This window comes from Clostridium sp. CX1 (genome assembly GCF_025398335.1).
Lineage (GTDB): Bacteria > Bacillota > Clostridia > Clostridiales > Clostridiaceae > Clostridium_AM > Clostridium_AM tanneri.
Genome location: NZ_JAODOO010000001.1, coordinates 95,449 through 121,730, shown reverse-complemented (window position 1 = coordinate 121,730; position 26,282 = coordinate 95,449). Strand labels below are relative to the sequence as shown.

Genomic DNA, 26,282 nt, shown 5'->3' with positions numbered 1-26,282 from the left:
TCCCTGACCTTCTTATATATTTACGCTACTCTCAATATATTAACACAATATGCTACCATAACACTTCAGACATAGAAATACTCTTTCAATATTACAAGAAGAAACTGACTCAAGACTAATTTTTTATCTTATTCACTCCATTTAGTTCCAATACCTTGTTCTACTGCTTTTTCATAAATATACTTTGCAGTTATCAGATCTTGTATTCCGATTCCTACAGTTTTAAATACAATAATTTCATCATCATTTTCTCTTCCCACTACAGTTCCAAGTATAACTTCTCCTAAATCACCTGTGAAATCATCTTTTGTAATAGTTCCATCTTCAAGGGGAATCAAGATATCCCCTGCCTCTGATAAAACAGCTTCTTCAGAATCAAAGTAAATCTTGCTTGCTCTTGTTAAAATAACAGGGTCCATTTCCTGCATGTGATGCTGATAAGCGCCAACACAACTAACTGTTGCACCTTTTTTCACTTTACTTCCATCAAATACAGGCTTGGAGGAAGAAGTAACTGTAACAATCAAGTCAGCATCTTCAATTGCTTCGTCAGAACTTTCTGCTGCTATAATTTTTACTCCATAATCCTTTAACTCCTCTTGCATCTTTGCTGCAAAAGCCTTTGCTCTTTCAAGGTTCGAACTATATACTCTCACTTCTTCAAGATCACGGGCAACAATCATAGCCTCTAACTGTGCAGCCGCCTGTCCACCTGTTCCAATTAACGCGCCTTTTCTTGCATCTTTTCTTGCTAATATATCAAAGGCAGCCCCTGATGCAGCTCCTGTTCTAAGTTGAGTAACATATGTTCCATCTAAAATTGCAGTTACAAATCCATTTGTACCATCTACTAACAATACCTGTGCTGGTGCTGATGAAAGTCCTTTATCAATATTTTTAGGAAAAATATTAACAACCTTTAATGATGCACAATCTAACTCTGATACATATGCTGGCATGAATAAGAATGTACCATCATGCTTTGGTGCAGGAATTTGAGTACGAAGTGGCACAACACTTTTCCCCTCTGTAAAAATGCGAAAAGCATCTTTGTCAGCTTTAATTGCATCTTTCATTGAAAATACTTTTTTAATATCCTCTTTTGATAACAATAACATAATTATTTCTCCTTTTTATATAAATTTTCAGTCTTTATTAATTTAACCTAAGAAGCTAAATTATATATTTTTAGTACAGCTACCTTGAAAACGACTACAACAGTCACAGTTATAGTCTTTAGTATACTATGATTTTCTTTGGTATTTTATAATTCACATGCGTATACCCCTATAGTAACTATTATATATTTGAAATTTTCTTTGTCAATGTATATATCCATAACTTAGCAATTGTACTTTGTATTTTTTATTAATCATAGTTTTCTATAACCGGTTTTAATATTAATTATACTGTATAACTAGTAAATAAATCCCTTAAAGTTCACAGCCTTATATAAGTTTACCTTTCCTATAGTATTGCCCTAAGTAGATACTTGAAAATAAAAAGAGAAGGTTATCGTTCTCCCTCTCTCTAAAATCCAACCTTAAATAATATCTTTAAAATACTCAGTTATTTTAATCTTATTTGCTGTATTCAATTTTAACGCCTCACCATTAATACAAATATTTACTCCATTGACCAAATAAATATTTACATCATATTTCAAATTTCTTTTGCTATACTCTAAGGACATAAACTCATTTATAAACTCCTCAATTTCCTTAAGTGTCATGTTGTTATGAAGCATCTTTTTCTCTGAAATAGCTTTCTTTAAAAAATTCTTAACTTCCTTCATTATCTTATAAAGGTTTATTTGTTTCCACCTTATCAGTCTCATTTTTAAATCTTTAAAGATTTCATCCCCATCTTTTCTTATAATAGGAACTCCATGAAGCTGATCTTCAAGTTTTTTCACTGTAGAGTTATTGTTGTCAAATTTACTCATAATAAACAGAACACCATAATCATATTCAGTTCTTATGATTCTTCCGTAAATCTGTTTTAGGTCTATAGATACAATAGGAAAATTCACCTTTGCATAAGCCTGCCAATAGTTTTTACCTCTTCCAATTTGATTTTCTATTAAAGACTTATAAAAGGGCTCCTTACTATTGATATTAGGCACTTTATCTAAAATCACTGTTGACATACTGTCCCCAGGAATATCTATTCCTTCAAAATATCCTTTTGATCCTAGGAGAATATATCTTTCCTCTCTGGATCTCAGCTTTTCTATATCTTTTTTTCCCTCTACAACACTTACTCCTAAAGCCTTTAAGTTATCTGAGGCCTCTCTTTTAAAGCTCTCAAGCCTTTTTCTGCTTGTAAAAAGAATAATAATATTACCGTCAACATTTGCTAAAAGCTCTATAACAAACTTTTTCATTTCCTCTGAAAAAGTATCTGTATTATTAGGATCAATATTCTCTATAGCATAGATTGCACTCTTGCCTTTATAATCAAAGACAGGTTCTATAGGGGCAACTTCTACTATCTCTTTATTTTGAGACTTTACAATATTTATTCCTAATGTGTTTTTTAAACTATTGTAGCCCTTATCTGTACTTAAAGTTGCGGATATAAAAACACAGCTCTTAGCGCCGCTTAGAACTTTTTCATAAAAAGCACCGGATACATCTAACGGGATACTGGATATCTTCCACCACTTAAAATGTTTATCTACTTCAAAGTAAAAACAATAACCTTCTTCACTTTGAACTATTACATCCTCTAAAAGTTTACTATAGCTATTTATAACTTCTACCTTTTCTATCAATATCTTAAGACGTTTATCCTTTTCAAGATTAGATATATCCTTTAAAACAGAAACTGCCTTTTCTAAATTTATGTTTAAACTGCCTAAGTTCTCTTTAAGATACTCTAAGTATTTTACTATACCTGATATGTTAGGATTGCTTTTATTTAAATGTTCCTTGATATTGTAATCCTTACTTATACCACTATTGGTTATATAGTTTTCAAAGGCAGCTTTAATGTTAACAGTTTGATTTATGCACTGTTCTATCCACGACTCTACTTCACTTAAAGGTAATGTATCCTTTTTAGTTCTTCTTGATAAATAATATAGGTACCCGCTTTTTTCTGCACTGTTATATATCTCTTTTAGACTTCTCTCAAAGTCATTGGAAAGAAGAGTGCTTTCAAAGGCATCGTAGACTTCCTGAGTTAGATTATGAGCTTCGTCCACCACAATATTTTCAAGAGGAGCAAAGCTTTTATAGGGCCACTTTAATAATAAGGAATGATTTACAACAATAAGCTGTGCCTCCTTTAGTGCCTCAACCTTTGATGCATAATAGCATAGGTCTTTATATTTACAAACGCCCACTTCGCAAAGTTCTGAATCGCAATTGCATTGATTTATCAAGAAATCTAAATTAAACCTTTCTCTTATAAGAGGGTTTATTTCTTCTGCATCTCCAATACCTCTTTCTACCATGAGCCTTTTTAAATAGACATAACCAATAAGAGTTTGCATATCATTGGGATATTCTATATCTCCAAACCTTTCAAAGCAGAGATAATTGCTCTTTCCTTTTATTAGAGTACAGCTTACATCTCTTTTCAGATTTAATGACTCTAAAAGATTAGGAATATCCTTCTCCACCAGCTGATTTTGTAATCCCTTTGTATTAGTAGATATAATAACTTTCTCTTCTTTAAGATATGTATATATGGAAGCGGGAAGTAAATAAGCCATACTCTTTCCTAGTCCTGTTGGTGCTTCCATTATTGTTATTTTGCCCTTTTCTAATCCTTCTCTTATAAATTTTGAAGCATCCCTTTGCTGTGGTCTCAAGCTGTAGCTTCTTCCCTTTCTTCTCCAAATTTCCTCATGCTCAAAAAGTTTTTCATAGTCTTTAAGGGCAAAAACGGGATAGGGTTCAGTAAACCTATTTTCTGGTTCAATAGGTTTACTTTCTATGAAGGACTTTACATCTTTCATATTTGCCTTTGTAAGATGCTTATACCAATTCCACCTTTCCAGCTCTGTAATGGTCATAGGCAGTGAATAGCGATTTTCATAATAAAAACTGCTTATTGCATAATTTACCATCATTATTATGTCTTCAGCATAACTAAGACTTCTGCAATCTTCCTCTTTATAATTATTAATAAATTTCTTTAATAGATACTGAAGATTAAACTCTGTGAGCTCAGGAAAAAGAATGGCAAAAAGCTCTATTAAATCTAAAAATTCATTATCCACTTTGAGCATATTTTCTTCAAAGATTTCAGTATGATAAACTACTGGAAAATCTTCAATAAAAAATACTAGCTTTCTTATCCCTTCTTTTAACTGAGGAGCACTATCTAGTTCTTTTTGAGTAATTCCTCTCAAAAGTTGAGAAATACTTAGTGACACCAACCTATTTGGATTAACTAAGGTGCTGAATTCTGTAGCAATATTATTTTTTATTTTAACAGCACAAATTTTTATAATTTTATTCTCCATATCAGTGGTTTCTATATCTAAAAATATTACGTTATTTAATATACTGTAGGGTTTCATAATTTCTCCTTGGTAAATGGTTAACCGTTTTTAATACTTGTATAAAGTCTAAAGGTATTATAACATAGGTACTTTTTCTTTCTATTTAATCTTTTCCAATAAACTTTCCACAAAGTTTGGCTGATTTAATATAGGTCTTCCAAGAGCTATAAAGTCAACCTCTCCCTTTTCAACCATATCCGCTGCTATTTCAATATCTTCCAAGCTGCCGGCACCGATAACAGGAACTGTCACTGTTGATTTTACAGTTTTAATCATGTCTCTTAACATTGCCGGGCCTTTTAACACAAGCGGTGGAAGCATACCTGAGGATGTATCAAGAATATCTATTCCTGCTTCAACAAGCTTTTCTGCTACCAGACAGCCTTCTTCGAGAGTTAGACCTCCAGGAAGAAGGTCATCCAGTCCAAGACGTACTAGTAATAAAAAGTCCTCACCTACAGCCTTCCTCACCTCTGTTGTTATTTCTAAAAGAAGACGGCTTCTATTCTCCAGACTTCCACCGTATTCATCAGTTCTTAAATTTGTTATCGGTGACAAGAATTGAGTCAATAAAAATCCATGACAATTGTGTATTTCTACACCATCAAAACCTGCTTTTTTAACCCTGATGGCAGCCCTTACAAAATCCTCTTTTATTTCATGGATTTCATCAATAGTCAAAGCCCTTGGCATTGTACGTTTGAAGGCAGGATTTACTACAGCGGATGGAGCAACAGCTTCCATTTTGGTGAGATTAGTATCAGCAGCACTTCCTGCATGGTTTATCTGAACTACCCCAACCTGATTGTTCTTATGTATAACATCTGCAAGTTTTGTCAAACCTTCGATACACTCATCTCTATCCACATATATGAGCCTCTCCCTGTACTGTCCGGCAGGGGCTACAGCTGCCTGTTCAACCACTATAAGAGATGGACCCTTACGCTGCTCATAAATTGATAATAGTTCCTCCGTAATCAACCCATCCTCCGTTGCCATTGCTATATCAAAAGGTGCACAGGCATACCTGTTTTCAAAAGTAAATCCTTTAACTGTAATGTTGCTAAGTAAAATTGCTCCCTTGCTCATCTTTCCACATCCTTCGTTAATATTTTTTCGTATAGTATAAACAATAATATACCACAATCATAATAATATTTCATAAACATAGATTATTTTATAAATTCCCCCTTAAAATACTATTTGCTTACGTATAATACTTTGTTAGCACAGGTATTTAAAAGAGAGAATTTAATATATAAAACTAAAATCAATGAGGTGCAGCCAATGAAGAAAAAACAAAATGCATTAAAGATTACCCTAGCATATACAGCAATTAGTTTAGTGTTGTTAGTATTATCCAATAAGGCCTTAGGTCAGCTTTCCAATGATATCCAAGGAATGTTGAATTTTGATCGATATAGAGGATATTTTTATGTTATTCTATCTGCTTCTCTTCTATACTTTGTAATAAGTAATATAGAAATAAGATATATAAGCAAGATAACAAATTTGAAAGCTAGAAATACAGTTTTAAAGCAAGAGCTAGAAATCCTCTGCAGGGAGCTTATTTTTAATGAACATAAAAATAGTAAGCTGGAGGGATACGCTAATACTGATGAACTTACAGGCCTCTATACCAGAAGAAGAGGATTAGCGCTTATAAAGGAACAGGCGGATCAAATATCAACAGTTAAAGATTCAATGCTCATTGCATTTATAGATATTGATGGTTTGAAAGTGATAAACGATACCTTTGGGCATATTGAAGGAGATGATCTTCTTAGATCTGCAGCAACTGTAATAAGAGATTCCTTAGCTAGAAAGGATATAATATGCAGATATGGGGGAGATGAATTCTTGGTTGCACTTCCAGGAGCCTGTATGAAAGATATGCAGGGTATAAAAAATCGGTTAGAAGCTGCTATATCAAACTATAATAAACATAGTTTAAAAAGCTATAAGATAAATGTAAGTATTGGTTTTTCAGAATGCAGCATCAAAAATTGCTGGGATATTGAAGAACTTATTCGAGAAGCCGACAGTAAAATGTACACTAGCAAGAGGTCTAAAAAACTACATTTAGTTAGTAATTTTAGATAAGGGACAGTCTATATTCTAAGGAATAGTTGAGCGGAAAGCCGTAACCTGAATGGGTTATGGCTTTTTACATCAATTTTTCATCTTAATTCTTTGTACTGTTTGTAAGCTGATACACCGTGCTACTTACCATAGAATCTTCTACAGAAGCATCTCCTCCTAAAACATCTATCTCAATTACAATTCCTGATTTAGACGCAACAAATGAACTTGTTACAGGTGGAACTCCTTCGTTAGACAGTAAGATTATTGGTTCTGAATTTAAAGCACAGTATGCTGTTCCAGATAAGGCGTCTGGAAAGTTATCTCCAGATGCTATACAAACTTTACTGAAGCTAATATCACTTGAAAATTTATTTATGATATTAATATTTCTCTCAAATTTGTTTTTACCTGTTATTCTTTCCACTGCTGGGAATTGATTAGCTACATTATCACTAATTACATCTGTATCTCCTAATACTATTGTTTTAGTTATTTTATTATTAGCCAAATAATTTTTAACAGCATCTGGTACAGTATCCTTTGGCACTAGTATAATTGGTATTCCTGCTTTAGCAGCCATAGGTGCTGCACTTAACCCATCGCTAAAATCAGTTCCAGTTGTTATAATAATCTCACCATTGTTACCTACTCTATTTGCTATGCTTATAGATGTATCATATCTAGTTGGACCAGATAATCTAACAATATCTAATCCTTTAGTTCTTATAGCAGCTTCTACCTTTAAAGACAGTGATCCTTGTCCACCTACCAGTATGGCATATTTAGCTTTTAATCTATCTATCTGTGATGATACCTGTGGTAATAAACTATCTCGAGTATTTAGCAATATTGGTGCATTGTACTTTTTGGCTAATGGTGCTGCGCCTAAGGAGTCAGGAAAGTCTTCTCCTGAAGCTATTACTACATAATCACTTTGAGTCCAACCTTTTTCACATATTTTTGCTGATGTATCGTATCTATCAGCTCCCCACATTCTATTAGTTGTAATGGTAGTACCTACTGGATACTTTTCATATAATTTCATATATTCTACAATAATATCTATTGCTTCTTGTCTCATATCTTTTACAAGGGTTTTATCATCTAAAACACTTGCTGTATTAGTCCAAATCCTTCCCCAATCCTCACTAGTAATAGCTTGTCCTTTTATAATACTTCTAACTATTGCAATTGTGAAACTAGTATTATTTTTTTCATAAGCTTTCTCCATTAATGACAAGGCCTTATCAACATGAAAATAATCATCTAAAGCCATCATATAGCTTATACAGAAAATTTCATCTCCAGACAGCAACTCTATATCTAGTTTGTCTATACTATTTGAATAAGTTAACTTAACATAGTTTTCTGCATTATTTTTACCTTCTAAGTCCCAACCTAATGCATTAATAACTGCTGCTTTAACATCAATAGGATTTTTACTTGAGTGTAAATAATTAGCTATTTCTTGGTCTACAGCTCCCTTTTCTTTAGCTGTTTTTACAATACTAATATCAGTATAAGCCCTATAAAAGTCAGTAGATGTTACTGGCGAATCCGCAAATACAGTAACTGGATTCATTGAAAAAAATGCTAATGCCATGATAAATAAACTAAAAACATATTTTTTAATACCCATTTTCATCTCCTCTTTTTTACATGTTTTACATATATTATACACTGTAAATAGTGATACTACAATTAATACAGCCCATTTTAAAAATTAGTGATGCTTTTGTGGTAAATAGCATATTTATTTAATATGCTAATAGTTTCATTTAACTTAAAAATCATGAGAAAAAACAAGCAATTAAATGCAGCAGAAAGGCTATCTTTGTTTGAAAGGTATAATTAATTACTAAGGACAAATATGTGCATTTGAGCAACTTGATATATAGTATTAAATAACCTATTATATATTCATAACAACTTCTTAATTCAATAAGTTTTACAGCATGATTTTTGAAGTAGATTAATAATTTAGATAGGAGATAGATTTTATGTGGTCTAGAAAAGAATTAAAAGATAAAGCTAAGGCAGTTTTAAGAAAATCCTACTTAGGTGCATTTGGAGTTAGTATAGTCGTTGCCCTAGCAGGAGGTAACAATTGGGGAGGCGGAAGTGGTTCTCACTCTACAAACTCTAGTGACTCTATTTATTCAAACTTCCATAATAGCGGCTTTATGCTTTGGGAATTTATATCAATTATACTAATTATCCTTGCAGTAACAATAGCTCTTCGTATTTTTATTGGTTATAGTTTAGAAGTAGGCGGCCAAAGGTATTTTGTTAAGTCTGCTGAATATAAGGATAATAAAAAATGCTTTAGTTTTGGATTTAATAGGCAAAATTATATGGGTATAGTTAAGACAATGTTTTTAACTAAGGTTTTTATCTTCCTTTGGACTCTGCTATTAATCATACCTGGAATCATTAAATCCTATGCCTACAGAATGGTACCCTATATTCTTGCTGACAATCCAAACATTGGAGCTCGAGAAGCCATTGCTCTAAGTAATGAGATGACTAAAGGCCATAAATTTAATATGTTTATATTAGATTTATCCTTTATTGGATGGTACTTGCTAGGTGTATTAGCCCTAGGAATAGGCGTACTTTTCGTAATGCCTTATCAGAACGCTACAAACGCTGAGCTATATTTAGTGTTGAGAAAAGATGCTTTAAAAAACGACTTGTGCAGCCGTCAAGATTTATTATTAACTGAATGGATCTCAGATAACAATAATTTATACTAAAATCACTTATACCCCCTATGCTTTAAAACATAGGGGGTATAAGTTTTAAGTTGCTTTAATCCCTTTGATACACTATATAAACATGTCATATTTTTGTTCTTATAATATATATGAATCCATTATTTTCACTTATAAAATTATCTTTAAAATTGCAACTAGACATTACTTTGTTATCAGTTTTAGATACTAGATAATTATAAATTCTTTACCTATCTTCTTTCTCCTTTAATTCATTGTACTTATTCTGGTTGTCACCCCAAGATATGTAATATAGTCCCCCTGCGATAACGCAAATCAACAAATATCCAAACAATGTTACTGTTTGCGCTTGTTTTTTATACAATACACTAATACCGTTCATTATACCGAAGGTAATAGTCATATAAATAATTTTTTTAATGATATAGTTTAATATGCCTTTTTCTTGTGCCTTTTCCCAATAATTAATAAAGCTTTCATCATCTTGATAAAATATCCTTGAAATTTTACTTGGCTTTATTAAATTTTTCTTAATGAGGCCTCGAAATGTTAGAGTTATAAGCCCAACTGCCAAAAGAGCACTAAATGCTATATCCTCTATTTTCATATTAATTCCCCCCAATTAATAGCTGTATAGATAATATTTCATGTAATATAACTGTTATAAAACAGGACCTTGCCTATGATGCAAAGTCCTGTTTTATAATCTTTATGTTTTTCTTAATAATTTTACTTATTTGGAAGGACTAATTTCTGTCCAACATAAATTATGTTATCATTTTTAACTGCGTTCTCATTAAGCTTACGAATCTCTATATAACGTTTGCCGTCTCCGAGATTTTTCTTAGCTATACTCCATAAAGTATCTCCCTTAACCACAGTATAAGTTACCACTTTATTATCTTCTTTGCTACTGTTATTGCTTGTGTCATTGTTCTTGTTTCCTTCTGAAGCTGCAACTTCTGTAGAAAGATTAGCCTTTAATGTCTCAATCTGTTTATCTGTCATACCCCCTGATAGAAGATAGTTCTTTGCACTTGCTGCAAGGTCTGCTTTGTCTAAATCAGAGTTGTCTGCAATAACTTTAAGCATTGCAAGTACATCTTCAGAAATTAGTTTGTATTGGTCTGTGTCTTTTTTAACACCATAATAATTAATATAGCTTTCCATGTAATCTTCAACAATCTCATCCTTTGATGCACCCATTAAAGCCCCTACTAGTGCTCCGTAAAAGCCTGTACGATCCTTACCTTCTGTGCAATGGAAAAGATAAGGTCCTTTATTCTCTGACATAAATACCATAGCTTTAATTATGCTTGCTTTAAACTCACTGCTTTCATATGCAAGTCCCATATTTAGAGGTAATACTTGATTATTCTTGTAAAGGCTTGCATAATATGGAGATGCAAAGTCCTTTGCTTCAAGATATTTATTAATATTATCAGCTGAATCGGCAAGATTAACAACTCTATTTATTTTAGCTTCCTTAATAAGCTTGTCCGCATAGGAAGCACGTCCAAGTTCGTTATTTATTGGACTTGAGCTGCGATAAAGTACACCTTTTGCAATATTACCCATTGTAACGTTACGGAAGTTAGCAAATACCTCATCGGAGGAATAATCCTTACGTTCATTAGTACGTGCTAGCTTACGAATCTGGTACTGAGCCAGATATCCCTCTGGACGGCTAAGCATAATTGTTACTTTACTGCCAGCCTTTACATTAGCTACCTCATTGAGCTTTCCATAGTTGATACATACTGCTATATTGGTCTGTCCTGGATATGCACGCACTAGTGGTTTTCCATTGTCCACATAGTAACCATCTAAAAATGGTGCTTCCATTACAAAACCGTTATCAAATATAACTGTTACCATATCACCTGTTTTAAAGCCTAATTTATAGAAATCATTAATTAAAATATCAGTTGATGCATGTCCATATTTCTCTATCTCTGTAACTGAACCTGCTGCACTTGGAGTTTTATAAATAGAATTAGCTGAAAGCTTTGTCTTAAGAGCTTTAATCTCATTTGAAGTCATACCGTATTTTTTTAGATACTTTTCTGCAGCTGCTGAGAGGTCAACTGCTGAGATATCGCTGCCCTTTTTATAGCCGCAAACAACTGTAGTTAATGATTGAACTATATTGTTATTTGCTATTGATGTATACTGATCGCTGCCCTTTTTAACTTTATAATAGTTCTCGTAAGTAGTCATATAATCTGCAGATACTTCATCAAGCTTTGCACCCATAAGTGACTCTAAAAGTGCACTTACAAAGCCTGCTCTGTCTTTTCCTTCTGTACAGTGAATGAGATAAGGACCCTCATTTTTGCTTAGGAAACGGAGTCCTTCAGCTAATTTTTTTCCGAAGTCTTCTCCTGCAATATCAACGTCCATATCTAAGGCTTTGACTTTGCCTGCATCATATAGTGACTTATAATAGTCAGAATTAAAATCCTTTGATGCAAAATAACCTTTTATTTCTTCATCTGAATCAGCTAAGTTAAGCACTGTTTTTACTCCTGCAGCCTTAGCTAGTGCATCAGAATAAGCAGCACGCTTTAACTCATTATTTACAGGACTGCTGCTTCTGTATAAAACAGCTGGCTTAATTCTAGTAGTTGTTATATTACGGAAATTTGCAAATATAGAATCCGTTGCATAGTCAGAGCGTACATTGGTACGTTTTAACTGGTGCAGTTGATACTCTGAAAGATATCCTTCCTTTTCTGATAAGGAGAATGTTACTTTATCCCCTACTTTTACATTATATTTGGTAGAAAAATTGCCCATGTTAATTGCCACAATTAGTGATTTATTTACCTGGTCATCACGTACTACCAGGCTTCCTGTATCTACATCACTATAAGATGTGCAAAATGGCATTTTAAGTGCGTTATCACCTACTGTAACTTTTAGAATATCACCTAATTTGTAGCCTGCACTATATAATGCCTCAGGTTTAATATCCATTGTAAGATTACCGTATTTTTGTACTTCTACAACAGTTGCCGCTACCTCAGCATAGCTGTCTGCTGCTTTGGCTGGAATCGTTAAGGAAAATGTCATCATAATAATAACTAAAAATAGTGAAAAAATTTTTTTTGCCTGTTTCATGTTTCTCCCCCTTAAAGTTTTATATAGAATATATTCAAGAAAATTATGCATTTTCCTTCAATTCTTAGCAACATTTTTCCTATTTTACTGTTGTATGTAAAATCATCAATTAAAGTTAGTTAACTTGGATTAATCTCACTAGGAAGTTGTTACAAATTGTAATTTATAAAAGAATGATATATAATAGAGCCAAAATATTATTACAGTTATAGTAATCTATAAGAAAATAATTTGGAGGAATTGTTATGAGAAAAAGAGATTTTTCTGATTTAGAGGACCAAATTAGAGATACATTAAAAAATGCCTTTAACGCTATAGATTTTGCTGGATTAAAAGAGGATATAAACAGTAAAACTGAGAGTGTTTTTAATGAAGCGAAAAAGAATTTAAAGAATAACTCACAGTTTTTTAATGAAACAGTTAAAAATAAAACGCTCAATAAATATAAAACTGTTACCAGTATATATTCAAAGGATAAAAATAAAATCCAAAGGTATATTCCTAAAAGACCAGCTGGAAGCATATCTGGAATACTCTATATGATATTGGGATTTGCAGGCTGCGGAGTATTTGGAGCTTTGTTAACTATGTATTCTATATTTACCTCTTTCTTTACTGTAGTTTCAACAGCTAATTTTATTACTTTAGGAATTATCTTTTCTTTTTTTCTATTGAGTTTAGTCTCAGCCCTAAGAGGTATAAGTTTAAGAAAAAGAGTAAAGCGTTTTAAAGGGTATGTAAAAGCCTTAGACAATCAAAGTTATTGTTCCATAGAAAAATTAGCTTCTGCTGTTAGAATGAAACCTAAGTTTGTTGTGAAGGATTTAAGAAATATGGTTCATTTAGGTATGTTTCCACAGGCACATATTGATGATAAAGAAGCATACTTCCTGCTAAATGATGAAGTTTACGAGAACTATTTAAATTCGCAAGAGGCTCTTAAGCATCGTAATGAAGAAGAACTAAGAAGACAAGAGGAGTTAAAGAAAGAAACAAATAATCCTGAAAAAAGAGAATTGAGATATGCACTGGAGCTGGGAAAGGACTATATTGAACAGATAAAAAATACCAGTGATGCTATTAATAGAGAGGAAATCGGATTAAAATTACACAGACTTCAAAATATTATAAGCCAGATATTTAACTATGTAGAGAATAACCCTAAAAAGCTCCAGGAGGTTAATAAATTCACTAATCATTACCTTCCTATAACCTTAAAGTTAGTTAATGCATATAAGGAGCTAAATGATCAGCCCGTTCAAGGAGAAAATATAAAGAAGGCAAAGAATGAAATTGAAAAATCCATAGATGTTATAAATATGGCTTTTGAGAAGCTCTTAGACGATTTATTTGGAGAAGTGGCCTTAGATATTTCTACAGATATTTCTGTACTTGAAACCTTGTTTACTCAAGAAGGGCTGACTAAGAATGATTTTAAAAAATAATATTAAAGGAGAAAGGGGAATTTGAAAATGGAGAAGGGATTTAAAGAAAATAGTGATATAGTGCCAAGCTTAACCTTTGAACCTTTTCAAGATGAGGTTCCTACAATTAAGGTAAAAGAAGAAAATACTGAATCAGAAGTTCTTGATGATAGTTACTTAACAGAAGAAGAAAAAAAGATGGTTGATGAGTTCGTAAACAAAATTGATATAACTAGCTCCAATTCAATTCTACAATATGGAGTAGGTGCTCAGAAAAAAATTGCAGACTTTTCCGAAACTGCTTTAAATAATGTAAGGACTAAGGAATTAGGTGAGATAGGTGATATTCTCTCTAATGTAGTAGTTGAGCTAAAAAACTTTGATGCTGGAGATGAGAAAAAGGGCTTTTTAGGCTTCTTTAAGAAAACTTCACAGAAGCTTTCTAATATGAAGGCAAAATATGAGAAGGTTGAAGGAAACATAAACAAAATTTGTACCACCCTTGAAAAGCATCAGATACAGCTTTTAAAAGATATTGCTATGCTTGATAAAATGTATGAAATAAATAAGGTATATTTTAAAGAGCTTTCCATGTATATTTTAGCTGGAAGAAAAAAACTTGCAAAATTGGAGAAAGAGGAACTGCCTATACTGGTAGAAAGAGCAAAAGCTAGTGGACTTCCTGAGGATGCACAGGCAACAAATGATTTTGTAGCCCTTTGTAACCGCTTTGAGAAAAAAGTTCATGATTTAGAGCTAACTAGAATGATTTCCCTTCAAATGGCTCCTCAGATTCGCTTAGTTCAAAATAATGATTCTTTGATGTCTGAGAAAATACAATCTACCATTGTAAATACCATCCCCCTTTGGAAGAGCCAAATTGTGCTAGCTCTTGGAGTTGCTCACTCTAGTAATGCAGCTAAAGTTCAACGTGAAGTAACAAATATGACAAATGAACTTCTCCGTAAGAATGCGGAAACTCTTAAAATGTCAACTATAGAAACAGCTAAAGAGTCTGAGCGTGGAATCGTGGATATCGATACTCTTCGCAAGACAAATGAATCATTGATTTCAACTCTTGATGAAGTGCTTCGTATACAAACAGAGGGGCGTCAAAAACGTAAAGAGGCTGAAGTGGAATTGCAAAATATTGAAGAACAATTGAAGAATAAGCTTTTAAAGCTTAGATAACAACATATTTTCTCTATAATAGCTTAAGGCTAAAACTACTAGAGATACTTTAAAGGAGGATTAGAGCTAACTAAGCAGGTAGTTCTAATCCTCCTTTGAAGTATAATAATTAAGTTTAGCTTTTTTTATAGGATAAAAATTTTTCATAGGACTTCTTTGCTTTTCTTGCCCAATACCCGTATAAAATAGCACCTATTGCGCAGAAGGCAACTGGTAAAACTCTCATAAGCATAAATGGAAACTCAAACCAGAAAGCTCTCCAAAATTCGTTTCCTTCCTTTTGCCACAGACCAGGTGTTAAAAAGAATAGCTCTGATAAATTAAACTTAACGCTTATCAATACCACAACTACTGCCAAAACTAGGGACCCTACCCATGTTAAACATCTCTTTTGTAAACGAATATATCTCTCTGCTCTTGATTCTTCATCTGAAAATATATCGGATATAGCTTGCTTAGATAGTTTTAAAAAGTATTGCTGACCAGACCCCTGTGTTCCGTAAATGTGTTTCCAGCCGCTGTCTTCAAATATTGAAATATAGTCCAAAAAATCTGATTTTTTATTAAAAATACGGTAGTCTACCTTATAACATCTATTCTTTGAATCAGATTTTTTAAAATGATATAGTCCTAAAGAAGAACGTTTTACAAATTCAAATCCTTTTTGCGCCATGTCATTTAGGTATTGTTCTTCCTGTTCAAAATCAGCAAAAACCTTAAACTGTTTCATTTTTTTCCCTCCTAAAAACCAAATTCTTCTGCTATTTTAATAATGTGCCTTAATCTCATTGTCTCAAGCTGTAAAACCTCATTGCCCATATCTGTAAGCTTGTAAACCTTTCTTCGAGAGTCCTCTGATTTTACTGATTCAATCAACTTTTGTTTTGTAAGGTTATCAAGGGCACCGTACATAGTTCCCGCAGCAATCCTAACTTTACCGTCACTCAAACTTTCTACTTTTTGCATTACAGCATACCCATGTGCTGCCTCTTTCAACGCTAACATAATGTAAAAGGTAGTTTCCGTTAGTGGTAAAAACTTTGTTAGATTCATTTTATCCTCCATCTCCTTATATACAACCGAACTATATAGTTTAACTATATAGTTGTATTGTATATCGTTAAACTGTATATGTCAATAGTAAATAAGCTGTAATTTGCATTATCAATAAACTACAGCTTACTATAACCTTGATATAGACCTTATACATCACTAAAATTCAATAGTTAACCTATAAGCATTACATAGCACTAAATGCTTCTAATAACCCTGCATGGATTCCCTGCAGCAATTACGTTATCAGGTATATCCTTAGTTACCACACTTCCTGCTCCAATTGTTACATTGTCACCAATTTTCACTCCAGGGCATATTATTGAACCTCCTCCAATCCAAACATTGTTTCCTATAGCAATAGGCTTGGCGTATTCCTTGCCCGAAAGCCGTTCCATTGGATCAGTAGGATGAGCAGCAGTATAAATTTGAACATTTGGTGCTAAAAGTACGTTATCTCCAATTTTAACCTTATTCACATCTAGTATAGTGCAGCCATAGTTTGCATAGAAATTTTCACCGACTTCTATGTTATAACCATAGTCACAATTAAAAGGTGCTTCAATATAAAAAGAACCCTTAGTTACAATCAACTGCTTTAAAAGCTCTTGCCTTCTCTCCTTTTCACTTGGCTTTGTGTAGTTAAATTGAAAGGTTAAGTCTCTTGCAAAATCTCTTTCTTTAACCAATTCTTCATCTCCAGCATTATAAAAGTCACCTGCCAGCATTTTTTCCTTTTCACTTTTCATAATCCTAATCTCCTCCTCTATCATAGATTTATATCCTAATGTGAAGCTTCCCTATGGACTAGAGTTTCCCTGTTAAAAAATTATATTTAAGGGTTATATTACTTATGCTAATACAGTTACTGCATTTTTAATAAAGAAACGGGGAATAATTCCATATGAGGTGACTTTCATGGATACAAAAACGCCTAATAGTATTACTATGCAATCTATAAGGGACGCACTGGTTGATTGTCCTGATATTATTCAGAAAAAAGTGTATATCGACAATCAGCATGAAGCTTTCTTTTTATATATTAAACAACTTACTGATTATGCATCAGTTCAAAGTGACTTCATTAGTCCACTAATTGCTATGAGTCTTCAACAGTTATCTAATGAAATTAATATTCATAATATACCTTGCGGAGAAACAACTATTCTCTACGATTCAACTAAAGTAATAGAGAGTATTATGGATGGAAACACAGTATTTGTTTGCGAACAGATTCCTTTTGCTGTAGCATGTATGCTTCCAGACGTTGAAAAAAGAAGCATTGAAGAGCCGGATACAGAAAAGAATGTCCGCGGTTCTCACGAGGGTTTTGTAGAACCTATATATACTAATCTCTCCATACTAAGAAGAAAAATTAAAAATAACAAACTAAAATTTAAGACTATAACCTTAGGAGTTCAAACACAACAAATGGTTGTTATAGCTTACATCGAAGGTATAGCAAACATGGATATTGTAAATGGACTTTTTGATAAAGTAAGCAAAATAAATATAGATGGACTTTCAAGTGTAGGTTACATTGAACAAAGCATATCAGCCCATCCAAATTCTGTATTTCCTCAGTTTCTTTCTACAGAAAGACCGGATAAGACTACGGCAGCCCTCCTGGAAGGAAGAATAGTAATATTAGAGGATGGCACCCCTAGAGTTCTTATTGCTCCGGTGGATTTTATAGCTTTTTTTCAAGGAATGGATGACTATAGTACACTTTGGATTCATGGCTCCTTTTTAAGACTAATTAGAATTGCAGCCCTTATTATCGCTATCTTATTACCATCTATGTATATTTCTATAACTTCTTTTCACTACTATGCTGTCCCTTTAGATCTGCTTATACCTTTAGCAGAATCTAGAGCAAGGGTGCCCTTTCCTCCTATTGTAGAGGCACTGATTTTAGAGTTTACAATTGAAATGGTAAGAGAAGCGGCAATTCGTCTTCCCACATACATTGGTACTTCCATTAGTGTAGTTGCCGGTTTAATCATTGGGCAAGCTGCAGTAGAGGCAGGTATAGTAAGCAACCTATTAATTATTATAGTAGCGGCTACAGCAATTGCATCCTACGTTTTGCCCTCACAGGACATGGCAATGGCCATACGTATTTTACGTTTCGTTTATATGATATCTGCCTCCGTCTTTGGCATTATCGGAATCGTAGTATCTACCGCTTTAACCTTTGCCCACTTGACTAGAATAGAGTCACTAGGTCAGCCTTACTTTCAACCTTTTTCCCCATTAGATACAAATGGTCTAAAGGATAGTATCTTAAGATTGCCCTTGAAGAAAATGAAAAAACGACCTTATATGACTAGAATTAAAAATAAATTCAGGAGTGGAAATGATGAAGGGTAAGCATAACATAACATCAAAGCAAATGGCTCTGTTAACATTCATAGCCCAAACTGGTATGGGAATGATAACCTTACCTACAATTATGGCAAGAATGGTAGGTCACGACGGCTGGATTTCAATACTAATAGCTGGGATTATATCGGTTATGTTAGGGATATTAATAGTCTTATTATTGAAAAGATATTGTAATAGATCTATATACGATATTAATAGGCTTATTTTTGGAAGATTAATAGGGTTCATTGTTAATACTCTTCTTATAGTTTATTTGCTGCTGGCTGCTGCTGCAAGTGCCCGTATTTTTTCAGTCTTTCTAAGGCTTACGCTGCTCCCTCGAACACCAGTTTTTATAATAGTTCCCTTTGTTATGCTGCCATCAATTTATCTGGTATGGTGTGGTCTCAAATATGTAGTGCGATTTAAATACATATCCCTTATGGCTTACGTGGTATCCATTATATATCTTCTTATATTAACTAAGCAGTATAGGTTTTCCTTTCTTCTCCCTATTGGTGAAGCTGAGGTACTTAAAGTATTATCCGGTGTAAAAACAGGCTTTTTTACTTTTCTCGGTTTAGAGTTAGTGGCTTTTGTATTTCCGGAAATTAATGATAAAAAAAATTTACTAAAATGGCACATCATTGCTATTAGTTTAACAACATTATTTTCTTTGATTATTGTAGTTACTTCAACAGCACTGTTTGGTGAAAACTTTTTAAAAATCCAAACCATTCCACTATTTAACTTAGGTAGGGTATATAATGCTCCCATACTTGAAAGACTAGATTTATATCTCATTGCCTCATGGTTTATTGTTATGGGCTGCTCAATGAGGGCCTATATGTTTGCAGCCTACTACAGTCTAGGAAAGGTATTCAAAATAAAAGATTCTAAAGGTAATGTACTGATTTTTTTTGTAGTACTGATTTTGCTGAGCAGAATACCAAGAGATATTAATGAAGCCTTTATGGCTCGACAGGTTATTAGCCTGGCAGGCATAGGCGTATACTTATTTCTTGTTCTATGTTTCTGTCTTTCATTTGTCAGAACAAAAGGGGTAGAATCACATGAAACCTATTAAGAAACTGATAACTATAATGATTATGTTAAGTATAGCAGTGTTTCAAACTGGGTGTTGGGACCAAAAAATATATGAAAAGATAGGATTTATGCTTCAGTTGGGATTAGAACTTGATGAAGCGGGGGAAGTCCAATACACTACTAGCGTCCCTTTGATATCACCCACTGTTAAAGCACAGGAGTCTCAGGAAAAAACTGAGATTCTTACTACAAAAATAAATCTTCTTAGAGAAGGACGAGATAAAGCTCGTCAGGTTTCTGGAAAAACTATAGAAGGTGGAAAGATACAGCAAATCTTTTTTTCTGAGGGTATGGCAATGAAGGGAATTAATAATTTTCTGGAAGTGTTCTTACGTAGTCCAGAGAATCCCCTACTGGCAAATGTTATCGTAGTAGAAGGCAGCCCCTACGAACTAATGAAACTCAGTGAAAATTTTAAAAATAAACCTAGACCAACCTTCTATGTGAATGGTTTACTGGAAAGTGCACGTAAAAACTCATATGTGCCTGAAACCCGGGTATCCCATTTCACAATACTAACATGCTCAAAAACAATTGATCCTACAACACCTCTCCTTCGCTATAGTAGTGAACAAATACAAGTGGCAGGTGCCGCTTTATTTAGTGGTGATAAAATGGTAGGAAAAATAGATATAAAGGATGCAGCACTTCTCAATGGCTTAATAGGAGTAAAAGAAGATATTAACTATGTTTACCAAGGCCCATACTCCTATAAAGAACAGGAGGATATAAAAAGTGGAGCTGCTATAGTAATGAAAAATAAAAACAGAAAAATTCAGGTAACTACTGAAGGAGATAAGACAATCATAAATATAAAATTGGACTTTAAGGGATATCTTAATGAATATTCTGGAGAGCTGGATTTGACAAATCCTGAGGATAAAAAGAAATTAGAAGATGCAGTTGGTCAATTCCTAAAAAAAGACTATGTGAAACTTTTAAAATATCTTTCTCAAGTAGGATCAGATCCAGTAGGCTTCGGTGAAATATTACGGACAAAAGAGAACAAGTACTGGAAATCTATTAAGTGGAAGGATTTATATAAATATGCATACTTTAATGTGGAAGCAAAGATTAACTTTGACTTTTATGGGGCTGTAACTAATCAATAAACTTTACAAAAAATCATTAAAATCCGCTCAGTAATTTTGCCTACTGTATTTTATAATATAATTTAATAAAATTTTTTTAGTACACTTCTCCTTCTACTTCATATAATGATATTGGATAATTTTTATAAGAAGGAGATATTATGCAGATTCACGTTGTTCAACCAGGACAGTCAATATTTGATATTGCCCGAATATATAATTCTACAGTTTCAGCAATTGTAGGTTCCAATGAAGTTCCAAATCCTAATCAATTAGTAGTTGGGCAAACGTTAGTAATTCCTATAGTTGGAATGTACTATTGGGTTCAACCGGGAGATAGCTTGTACAGTATTGCACGTAGATTTGGAATAAGCTATCAAAGACTTGCACAAATTAATGGAATTCCACCTACCAGACCACTTCAGGTTGGATTTAGATTGTATATTCCTCCACGCCCTAGAAAAAGTGCAGAAATAAATGCCTATGTTGAACCAATAGGTGGAACAGTTGCCCCTGCATTGCAGCAGTCAGCTCGAAGCACAGCACCATTTTTGACATATCTAGCACCTTTTAGTTTTAGAATTAAAAGAGATGGTTCCCTAGAAGCTCCTCCATTAGACAACTTCCCTGCCATCGCCAGAGCTAATAATGCAACCTTGATGATGGTAGTTACTAATCTTGAACAAGGACAATTCAGTAGAGAGTTAGGAAGAGTGGTTCTGACAAACACAGAAGTACAAAATCGCTTGCTTGATAATATCATTGCAACAGCAAAACAGTATAATTTTAGAGATATACATTTTGATATGGAGTTCTTGCCACCTGAATTAAGAGAAAACTATAACAACTTCTTAAGAAAGGCAAAAGCAAGACTGTCTGCAGAAGGATTCCTGATGTCTACAGCTCTAGCACCAAAAACAAGTGCCACTCAAACAGGTGGCTGGTATGAAGCTCACGATTATAAAGCTCATGGGCAAATTTCAGACTTTGTTGTGTTAATGACTTATGAGTGGGGATATAGTGGCGGCCCACCAATGCCTGTTTCTCCAATAGGTCCTGTAAGACAAGTAATTGAATATGCTTTAACTGAAATGCCTGCTTCTAAAATTATGATGGGGCAAAATTTATATGGATACGATTGGACACTTCCTTTTGTACCTGGAGGACAATTTGCAAGAGCAGTCAGTCCTCAGCAAGCTATTCAGTTAGCAGCAGAAAATAATGTTCCAATTAAATATGATTATACAGCGCAAGCTCCTAATTTTGATTATACCGATGCTCAAGGAAAACAGCATAAAGTATGGTTTGAAGATGCTCGATCAATTCAAGCAAAATTTGATCTTGTAAAGGAACTAGGTTTGCGAGGAGTTAGCTATTGGAAATTAGGTCTTTCCTTCCCACAAAACTGGCTTCTTATAGAAGAAAATTTTGATGTAGTAAAACGATAAACTATATTATAATGTGACAAATTACCCAGATGCAATACTTACATAGGTATTGTATCTGGGTAACTTAATTAGTAACAGTTAACAATTTATTTTTATGTTCTTTTACTGTAATGCTTCTCCATTTGTGGCGATAATATTTTTATACCAGTAAAAGCTCTTTTTCCTATATCTCCCCAATGTACCTGTTCCATCATCATTACGGTCTACATATATGAAACCATACCTCTTTTTTAGTTCTGCCGTTGTTGCACTAACAAGGTCAATACATCCCCAGGTGGTGTAACCCATTACTTCAACACCATCTTTTATTGCTTCAGCTACCTGAACTAAATGATCATTTAGATACTTAATTCTATAATCATCAATTACTGTTTTATTACCCTTTTCATCTGTCACTAATTCATCAACAGCACCTAAGCCATTTTCAACAATAAATAATGGCTTTTGGTAGCGATCATAAAAAAGATTAAGAATGTAACGTAAGCCCTGTGGATCTATTTGCCATCCCCACTCTGATGCTTCAAGGTATGGATTAGAAACACCTGAAATAATATTTCCTGCTCCGCTCCCAGCTTTCTTTTTCTCAGGGTCTGCCGTTGCACAGGAGCTCATATAGTAACTAAAGGAAATAAAATCCACTGTATTTTTAAGTACCTCTTCATCTCCTGGTTCCATATGAATCTTAATATTATTCTCTTTAAAATATCTATTCATATACTTAGGATATGCTCCTCTTACCTGAACATCTGCAAAGTACAGAATTTCTCTATCCTGCCTCATTGCTTCTAGTACATCACTTGGGTGAGGAGTTAATGGGTAATTTGGCACACCAAGGATCATACATCCTATTTTTGCATCTGGCATCATTTCATGACCAATTTTAACTGCCAAAGCACTTGCTACTAATTCATGATGAATTGCCTGGTATAAATCCTGCTTCGTTAGCTTTTCCTTATCTGTAAATATTCCACCGCTCATATAAGGTGCATGTAATACTGAATTAATTTCATTAAAAGTAAGCCAATACTTAACTTTATCTTTATATCTATCAAAGATTGTTCTTACATAATTCTCATAAAACCCTACTAGCTTACGATTTACCCAGCCATCATAATTCTTCGAAAGAGCAAGTGGAGTCTCGTAGTGAGAAATTGTAATAAGCGGCTCAATTCCATGTTTTAAACATTCATCAAATAAATCATCATAGAATTTTAAACCCTTCTCATTTGGCTCTGCATCATCACCATTTGGAAATATCCTAGACCATGCAATAGACGTTCTAAAGACTTTAAAGCCCATCTCTGCAAATAGCTTAATATCTTCTTTATATCTATGATAAAAGTCAATTCCTATTAGCTTCATATTATCCTCTGTTGGTTCCTCTGTAATTGGCCCCGTAATCCCTCTTGGTGCTATATCCTGTGTTGATAAACCTTTACCATCCTCATTATATGCACCTTCACATTGATTTGCGGCAACTGCTCCACCCCATAAGAAACCTTCCGGGAATTTTTTTTCTAACTTCCTCATAATTGCTACCTCCTAGTTTTAGCTCAAAATCTTACTTTTTTAGATATTGAGTATAAAACTATTTTATGGATTTGCACAATAAATATATATTTCACTTCACTTTTGGTAATGGCATAATTTGAATATTTTTTCACGTCAAATAGAAGTAGAATCACTAGAAATGTCAAAAGAAGCTTTAAAGGTTATAGGAAATAACCTTTAATTTAAAATATCATGAGTTACTTTATAGTGCTTAATGGTGGCTTAAATACAAATATTATAACTATAAAAATTACAGCAGAAAACAACCAAGCAAGTGCTGGATTTGTATCGTGTAATCTAATAAGGGGAAACTGATATAAGTTATGTAAAGCAGACCACCAAAGATTCCAGCCATTAAAATAAACAACTAAACCGATAGAATAGAAGAATAATTCTATGAAGGTATATAAGCAAGCCCATTTTAATACATATATTACTTTTTTGCTTAACTGTTTTGGAAAGTAAGGATTAAATAATAGTACGGTACTAGGGAAAATTGTAAAAGCCGCAATTATATTAACTAAATTATGTGGTAGATATGTTGAAATATAAATCCACTGACTAAAGTTATAAAACACTATACTGTGGATTAAATTACCTAAGATAAAGAACAGCATAGTTGGATAATAACGCCAAAAGTTTTGCCAGTCGCCCCATTTATAAGCTGCACAAATCCATGTAAAACAATGTAGTATATGCATTTTACACACCATCTCTTTCTACTTATATAGCATGCATTATATAAATAGTCTACCCATAGACAAATATAAAATGCCAGCTTATAAGACGTAATGCAAAAACAATTCAATAGATGGCAATTTGCAGCAGAGGTTAGTAATAAAGCCACGCTATCAATGATAGAATGGCTTTTAATTATTAAGCTATGATATAAATTTTTACTTCTGGGTCTGCATTCCATAGAGGTTGCAATCCCACAAATACATCGTTTTTGAACATTTCACTTGATAAGTAAGCATTTGCATTTTCAACGCTGTCGAAACCATGAAGAACTTGAACATCTTCATCACGAATCAAAAGATCTTTTGTTAAAGCACCTTTGATTGTTTTAAGGAAAGGTCCTCTGTAGTCTGTGTAGACCTTTGCAGCAGCTTGACGATTATTATTGTCGATTTTCATTGTGATTTCCAAATAAGCATTTACTTTCATGATAATACCTCCTGAATAATTATTAGTAGCTCTTATTGATGAACTTGTATGAATTATAACAAGATGACTTGGAAAACAGAATATATTAGCAAATTTATGAGTCACTAATAAAATTCATAGTAACTTTTATTTTATAAAGAATTGTCATATACTATGATTAAAAAATTAAGGAGTAAAGTCAATGTATAAGCCTAAATTAGAAAAAGATATTCGTTGTCCATTAGAGTATGGATTAACTGTTTTTGGTGGTAAGTGGAAATCAAGAATAATCTGCGTTTTAGCTGAAAAAGAAACCTTGAGATATAGTTCCCTTCGAAAGGAAATGACGAATATAACAGATGCTGTATTAGCTGCAACATTAAAGGAATTGATTATAGATGAAATCATAAAAAGACAATCTTATGATGAAATACCTCCAAAGGTTGAGTATTCATTGACCTCGAAAGGTCAGTCTGTAGTTCCAATTTTGCAAAGTATTTGTAGATGGTCTGGTGTTTATCATATTGAAGACAACCAACATACACTTGCTCAATGTCAAAAGTGTGATTATAAAGCGACGTAACTATTAAAAGTAAAAATCTTAACAATGGTTTTTTAGAATTGAATAATGCGAGTTAAAGAGCGAAACAATCTTACATTTATTTCAAAGGCAACCACATCGAACCATGTAACTATGATATAATTATCATTAATTAAGTAAAAATAGTAATTTTATACGCAACAACAATACATATAGCTATCAACAATTTAAGTTTAGAAATGAGTTGTTCTATTTAGGTTAACTAAATTATATTTTCGGAGGAAAGACAATGAATAATAGTGAAATTAATATTTCAACAGAAAGATTAGTATTAAGAGGCATTAGAATTTCTGATGCAGAGTCGATATTTAAATATCGTTCTAATCCACAAATATATAAATTTCAATGCTGGAGACCACAAACAATCAAAGAAGTCAAAGAATTTATTTATAAAAAAATTGCTAAAGTACCAAATGTTCCAGATACTTGGTATCAGCTTGGAATTTTGGTTAAGGAAACTGAGGAGTTAATTGGGGATATAGGGATTCATTTTATAGATCCAGATAACTTACAGGTAGAAATAGGATTTACCTTATCTATAGAGCATCAATCTAAAGGGTATGCTACTGAAGCTATTAATAGTGTAATAAACTTCTTATTTTGTAATTTACAAAAACATAGAATTATTGCTTCAGTTGATCCTAGAAATATAAAATCCGTAGCATTGCTTGAAAGAATTAGAATGAGAAAAGAGGCACATTTCAAAAAAAGCTTTTGGTTTGATAATGAATGGGCAGACGATATAGTCTATGCAATTTTAAAAGAAGAGTGGATTAATCGGTATTGATAAATAAAATGTAGCAATTCTTTATTAAGACGCAATCTTCTTTTATGACGAACTATC

The 26,282-nt window shown here is 33.2% G+C and carries 22 protein-coding genes; 10 read left to right on the top strand and 12 right to left on the bottom strand.

Annotated elements, in window-relative coordinates:
* Nucleotides 1-128: 128 nt before the first annotated feature.
* The 3 genes from N4T77_RS00560 to N4T77_RS00550 form a co-directional block, all read right to left on the bottom strand.
* The gene (locus tag N4T77_RS00560; protein ID WP_261669760.1) at nt 129-1,118 is read right to left on the bottom strand and encodes an ornithine cyclodeaminase family protein; all 990 of its coding nucleotides are present in this window, start codon (nt 1,116-1,118) and stop codon (nt 129-131) included.
* A 425-nt stretch (nt 1,119-1,543) separates the two neighbouring features.
* On the bottom strand, nt 1,544-4,534 hold the full coding sequence (locus tag N4T77_RS00555) for a helicase C-terminal domain-containing protein (protein WP_261669759.1): 2,991 nt from the start codon (nt 4,532-4,534) through the stop codon (nt 1,544-1,546).
* 81 nt (nt 4,535-4,615) lie between these two features.
* The gene (locus tag N4T77_RS00550) at nt 4,616-5,605 is read right to left on the bottom strand and encodes an NADH:flavin oxidoreductase (RefSeq protein ID WP_261669758.1); all 990 of its coding nucleotides are present in this window, start codon (nt 5,603-5,605) and stop codon (nt 4,616-4,618) included.
* Nucleotides 5,606-5,803: 198 nt separating this feature from the next.
* Here N4T77_RS00550 and N4T77_RS00545 point away from each other — a divergent pair, with 198 nt between their 5' ends.
* Nucleotides 5,804-6,619 carry a GGDEF domain-containing protein gene (locus tag N4T77_RS00545; protein WP_261669757.1) on the top strand — a complete coding sequence of 272 codons (816 nt, stop codon included), beginning with the start codon at nt 5,804-5,806 and terminating at the stop codon, nt 6,617-6,619.
* An 82-nt stretch (nt 6,620-6,701) separates the two neighbouring features.
* On the opposite strand, the gene N4T77_RS00540 is transcribed toward N4T77_RS00545, so the two are convergent.
* Nucleotides 6,702-8,240, bottom strand: a complete 1,539-nt coding sequence (locus N4T77_RS00540) for a cell wall-binding repeat-containing protein (RefSeq protein ID WP_261669756.1) — start codon at nt 8,238-8,240, stop codon at nt 6,702-6,704.
* A gap of 361 nt (nt 8,241-8,601) precedes the next feature.
* Between N4T77_RS00540 and N4T77_RS00535 the strand changes: the two genes are divergently transcribed.
* The gene (locus N4T77_RS00535) at nt 8,602-9,357 is read left to right on the top strand and encodes a DUF975 family protein (protein WP_261669755.1); all 756 of its coding nucleotides are present in this window, start codon (nt 8,602-8,604) and stop codon (nt 9,355-9,357) included.
* A 205-nt stretch (nt 9,358-9,562) separates the two neighbouring features.
* On the opposite strand, the gene N4T77_RS00530 is transcribed toward N4T77_RS00535, so the two are convergent.
* Complete coding sequence (locus N4T77_RS00530; protein WP_261669754.1) at nt 9,563-9,943, bottom strand: hypothetical protein; 381 nt, start codon at nt 9,941-9,943, stop codon at nt 9,563-9,565.
* Nucleotides 9,944-10,065: 122 nt separating this feature from the next.
* Complete coding sequence (locus N4T77_RS00525; protein WP_261669753.1) at nt 10,066-12,459, bottom strand: tyrosine-protein phosphatase; 2,394 nt, start codon at nt 12,457-12,459, stop codon at nt 10,066-10,068.
* Between the two features lie 245 nt (nt 12,460-12,704).
* Between N4T77_RS00525 and N4T77_RS00520 the strand changes: the two genes are divergently transcribed.
* Nucleotides 12,705-13,904, top strand: a complete 1,200-nt coding sequence (locus N4T77_RS00520) for a 5-bromo-4-chloroindolyl phosphate hydrolysis family protein (RefSeq protein WP_261669752.1) — start codon at nt 12,705-12,707, stop codon at nt 13,902-13,904.
* A gap of 27 nt (nt 13,905-13,931) precedes the next feature.
* A complete protein-coding gene (locus tag N4T77_RS00515) occupies nt 13,932-15,074 on the top strand; it encodes a toxic anion resistance protein (protein ID WP_261669751.1) in 1,143 nt (380 codons plus the stop codon).
* A gap of 115 nt (nt 15,075-15,189) precedes the next feature.
* On the opposite strand, the gene N4T77_RS00510 is transcribed toward N4T77_RS00515, so the two are convergent.
* From N4T77_RS00510 to N4T77_RS00500, 3 genes are all read right to left on the bottom strand, one after another.
* Complete coding sequence (locus N4T77_RS00510) at nt 15,190-15,804, bottom strand: DUF2812 domain-containing protein (protein ID WP_261669750.1); 615 nt, start codon at nt 15,802-15,804, stop codon at nt 15,190-15,192.
* A gap of 11 nt (nt 15,805-15,815) precedes the next feature.
* Complete coding sequence (locus N4T77_RS00505) at nt 15,816-16,127, bottom strand: PadR family transcriptional regulator (protein WP_261669749.1); 312 nt, start codon at nt 16,125-16,127, stop codon at nt 15,816-15,818.
* Nucleotides 16,128-16,324: 197 nt separating this feature from the next.
* Nucleotides 16,325-16,876: a sugar O-acetyltransferase gene (locus N4T77_RS00500; RefSeq protein WP_261669748.1), complete on the bottom strand. Its 552-nt coding sequence runs from the start codon at nt 16,874-16,876 to the stop codon at nt 16,325-16,327.
* A 169-nt stretch (nt 16,877-17,045) separates the two neighbouring features.
* Here N4T77_RS00500 and N4T77_RS00495 point away from each other — a divergent pair, with 169 nt between their 5' ends.
* The 4 genes from N4T77_RS00495 (at nt 17,046) to N4T77_RS00480 (ending at nt 22,140) form a co-directional block, all read left to right on the top strand.
* Complete coding sequence (locus tag N4T77_RS00495) at nt 17,046-18,500, top strand: spore germination protein (RefSeq protein WP_261669747.1); 1,455 nt, start codon at nt 17,046-17,048, stop codon at nt 18,498-18,500.
* Entirely contained in the window at nt 18,490-19,581 is a 1,092-nt protein-coding gene (locus N4T77_RS00490; protein WP_261669746.1) for a spore germination protein, read from the top strand. Before N4T77_RS00495 ends, N4T77_RS00490 begins: the two co-directional genes overlap by 11 nt.
* Nucleotides 19,568-20,713 (top strand): Ger(x)C family spore germination protein, encoded by a 1,146-nt coding sequence (locus N4T77_RS00485; protein ID WP_261669745.1) that lies wholly within the window; start codon nt 19,568-19,570, stop codon nt 20,711-20,713. Before N4T77_RS00490 ends, N4T77_RS00485 begins: the two co-directional genes overlap by 14 nt.
* A gap of 140 nt (nt 20,714-20,853) precedes the next feature.
* Nucleotides 20,854-22,140, top strand: a complete 1,287-nt coding sequence (locus N4T77_RS00480) for a glycoside hydrolase family 18 protein (RefSeq protein WP_261669744.1) — start codon at nt 20,854-20,856, stop codon at nt 22,138-22,140.
* 102 nt (nt 22,141-22,242) lie between these two features.
* Here N4T77_RS00480 and N4T77_RS00475 read toward each other — a convergent pair whose 3' ends face one another.
* The 3 genes from N4T77_RS00475 to N4T77_RS00470 all read right to left on the bottom strand — a co-directional run bounded on the left by N4T77_RS00475 (nt 22,243) and on the right by N4T77_RS00470 (nt 24,858).
* Complete coding sequence (locus N4T77_RS00475; protein WP_261669743.1) at nt 22,243-23,670, bottom strand: glycoside hydrolase family 1 protein; 1,428 nt, start codon at nt 23,668-23,670, stop codon at nt 22,243-22,245.
* Nucleotides 23,671-23,888: 218 nt separating this feature from the next.
* Nucleotides 23,889-24,392 (bottom strand): CBO0543 family protein, encoded by a 504-nt coding sequence (locus N4T77_RS20240; protein ID WP_396125065.1) that lies wholly within the window; start codon nt 24,390-24,392, stop codon nt 23,889-23,891.
* 175 nt (nt 24,393-24,567) lie between these two features.
* On the bottom strand, nt 24,568-24,858 hold the full coding sequence (locus N4T77_RS00470; protein WP_261670006.1) for a hypothetical protein: 291 nt from the start codon (nt 24,856-24,858) through the stop codon (nt 24,568-24,570).
* Between the two features lie 181 nt (nt 24,859-25,039).
* Here N4T77_RS00470 and N4T77_RS00465 point away from each other — a divergent pair, with 181 nt between their 5' ends.
* Nucleotides 25,040-25,420 carry a helix-turn-helix domain-containing protein gene (locus N4T77_RS00465; protein WP_261669742.1) on the top strand — a complete coding sequence of 127 codons (381 nt, stop codon included), beginning with the start codon at nt 25,040-25,042 and terminating at the stop codon, nt 25,418-25,420.
* 247 nt (nt 25,421-25,667) lie between these two features.
* Nucleotides 25,668-26,225, top strand: a complete 558-nt coding sequence (locus N4T77_RS00460; protein ID WP_261669741.1) for a GNAT family N-acetyltransferase — start codon at nt 25,668-25,670, stop codon at nt 26,223-26,225.
* Nucleotides 26,226-26,282: the final 57 nt, after the last annotated feature.

Bases quoted from the DNA above. Each gene is read 5' to 3' on its own strand.
- N4T77_RS00560 (WP_261669760.1), bottom strand. From the start codon at position 1,118: ATGTTATTGTTATCAAAAGAGGATATTAAAAAAGTATTTTCAATGAAA.
- N4T77_RS00555 (WP_261669759.1), bottom strand. From the start codon at position 4,534: ATGAAACCCTACAGTATATTAAATAACGTAATATTTTTAGATATAGAA.
- N4T77_RS00550 (WP_261669758.1), bottom strand. From the start codon at position 5,605: ATGAGCAAGGGAGCAATTTTACTTAGCAACATTACAGTTAAAGGATTT.
- N4T77_RS00545 (WP_261669757.1), top strand. From the start codon at position 5,804: ATGAAGAAAAAACAAAATGCATTAAAGATTACCCTAGCATATACAGCA.
- N4T77_RS00540 (WP_261669756.1), bottom strand. From the start codon at position 8,240: ATGGGTATTAAAAAATATGTTTTTAGTTTATTTATCATGGCATTAGCA.
- N4T77_RS00535 (WP_261669755.1), top strand. From the start codon at position 8,602: ATGTGGTCTAGAAAAGAATTAAAAGATAAAGCTAAGGCAGTTTTAAGA.
- N4T77_RS00530 (WP_261669754.1), bottom strand. From the start codon at position 9,943: ATGAAAATAGAGGATATAGCATTTAGTGCTCTTTTGGCAGTTGGGCTT.
- N4T77_RS00525 (WP_261669753.1), bottom strand. From the start codon at position 12,459: ATGAAACAGGCAAAAAAAATTTTTTCACTATTTTTAGTTATTATTATG.
- N4T77_RS00520 (WP_261669752.1), top strand. From the start codon at position 12,705: ATGAGAAAAAGAGATTTTTCTGATTTAGAGGACCAAATTAGAGATACA.
- N4T77_RS00515 (WP_261669751.1), top strand. From the start codon at position 13,932: ATGGAGAAGGGATTTAAAGAAAATAGTGATATAGTGCCAAGCTTAACC.
- N4T77_RS00510 (WP_261669750.1), bottom strand. From the start codon at position 15,804: ATGAAACAGTTTAAGGTTTTTGCTGATTTTGAACAGGAAGAACAATAC.
- N4T77_RS00505 (WP_261669749.1), bottom strand. From the start codon at position 16,127: ATGAATCTAACAAAGTTTTTACCACTAACGGAAACTACCTTTTACATT.
- N4T77_RS00500 (WP_261669748.1), bottom strand. From the start codon at position 16,876: ATGAAAAGTGAAAAGGAAAAAATGCTGGCAGGTGACTTTTATAATGCT.
- N4T77_RS00495 (WP_261669747.1), top strand. From the start codon at position 17,046: ATGGATACAAAAACGCCTAATAGTATTACTATGCAATCTATAAGGGAC.
- N4T77_RS00490 (WP_261669746.1), top strand. From the start codon at position 18,490: ATGAAGGGTAAGCATAACATAACATCAAAGCAAATGGCTCTGTTAACA.
- N4T77_RS00485 (WP_261669745.1), top strand. From the start codon at position 19,568: ATGAAACCTATTAAGAAACTGATAACTATAATGATTATGTTAAGTATA.
- N4T77_RS00480 (WP_261669744.1), top strand. From the start codon at position 20,854: ATGCAGATTCACGTTGTTCAACCAGGACAGTCAATATTTGATATTGCC.
- N4T77_RS00475 (WP_261669743.1), bottom strand. From the start codon at position 23,670: ATGAGGAAGTTAGAAAAAAAATTCCCGGAAGGTTTCTTATGGGGTGGA.
- N4T77_RS20240 (WP_396125065.1), bottom strand. From the start codon at position 24,392: ATGCATATACTACATTGTTTTACATGGATTTGTGCAGCTTATAAATGG.
- N4T77_RS00470 (WP_261670006.1), bottom strand. From the start codon at position 24,858: ATGAAAGTAAATGCTTATTTGGAAATCACAATGAAAATCGACAATAAT.
- N4T77_RS00465 (WP_261669742.1), top strand. From the start codon at position 25,040: ATGTATAAGCCTAAATTAGAAAAAGATATTCGTTGTCCATTAGAGTAT.
- N4T77_RS00460 (WP_261669741.1), top strand. From the start codon at position 25,668: ATGAATAATAGTGAAATTAATATTTCAACAGAAAGATTAGTATTAAGA.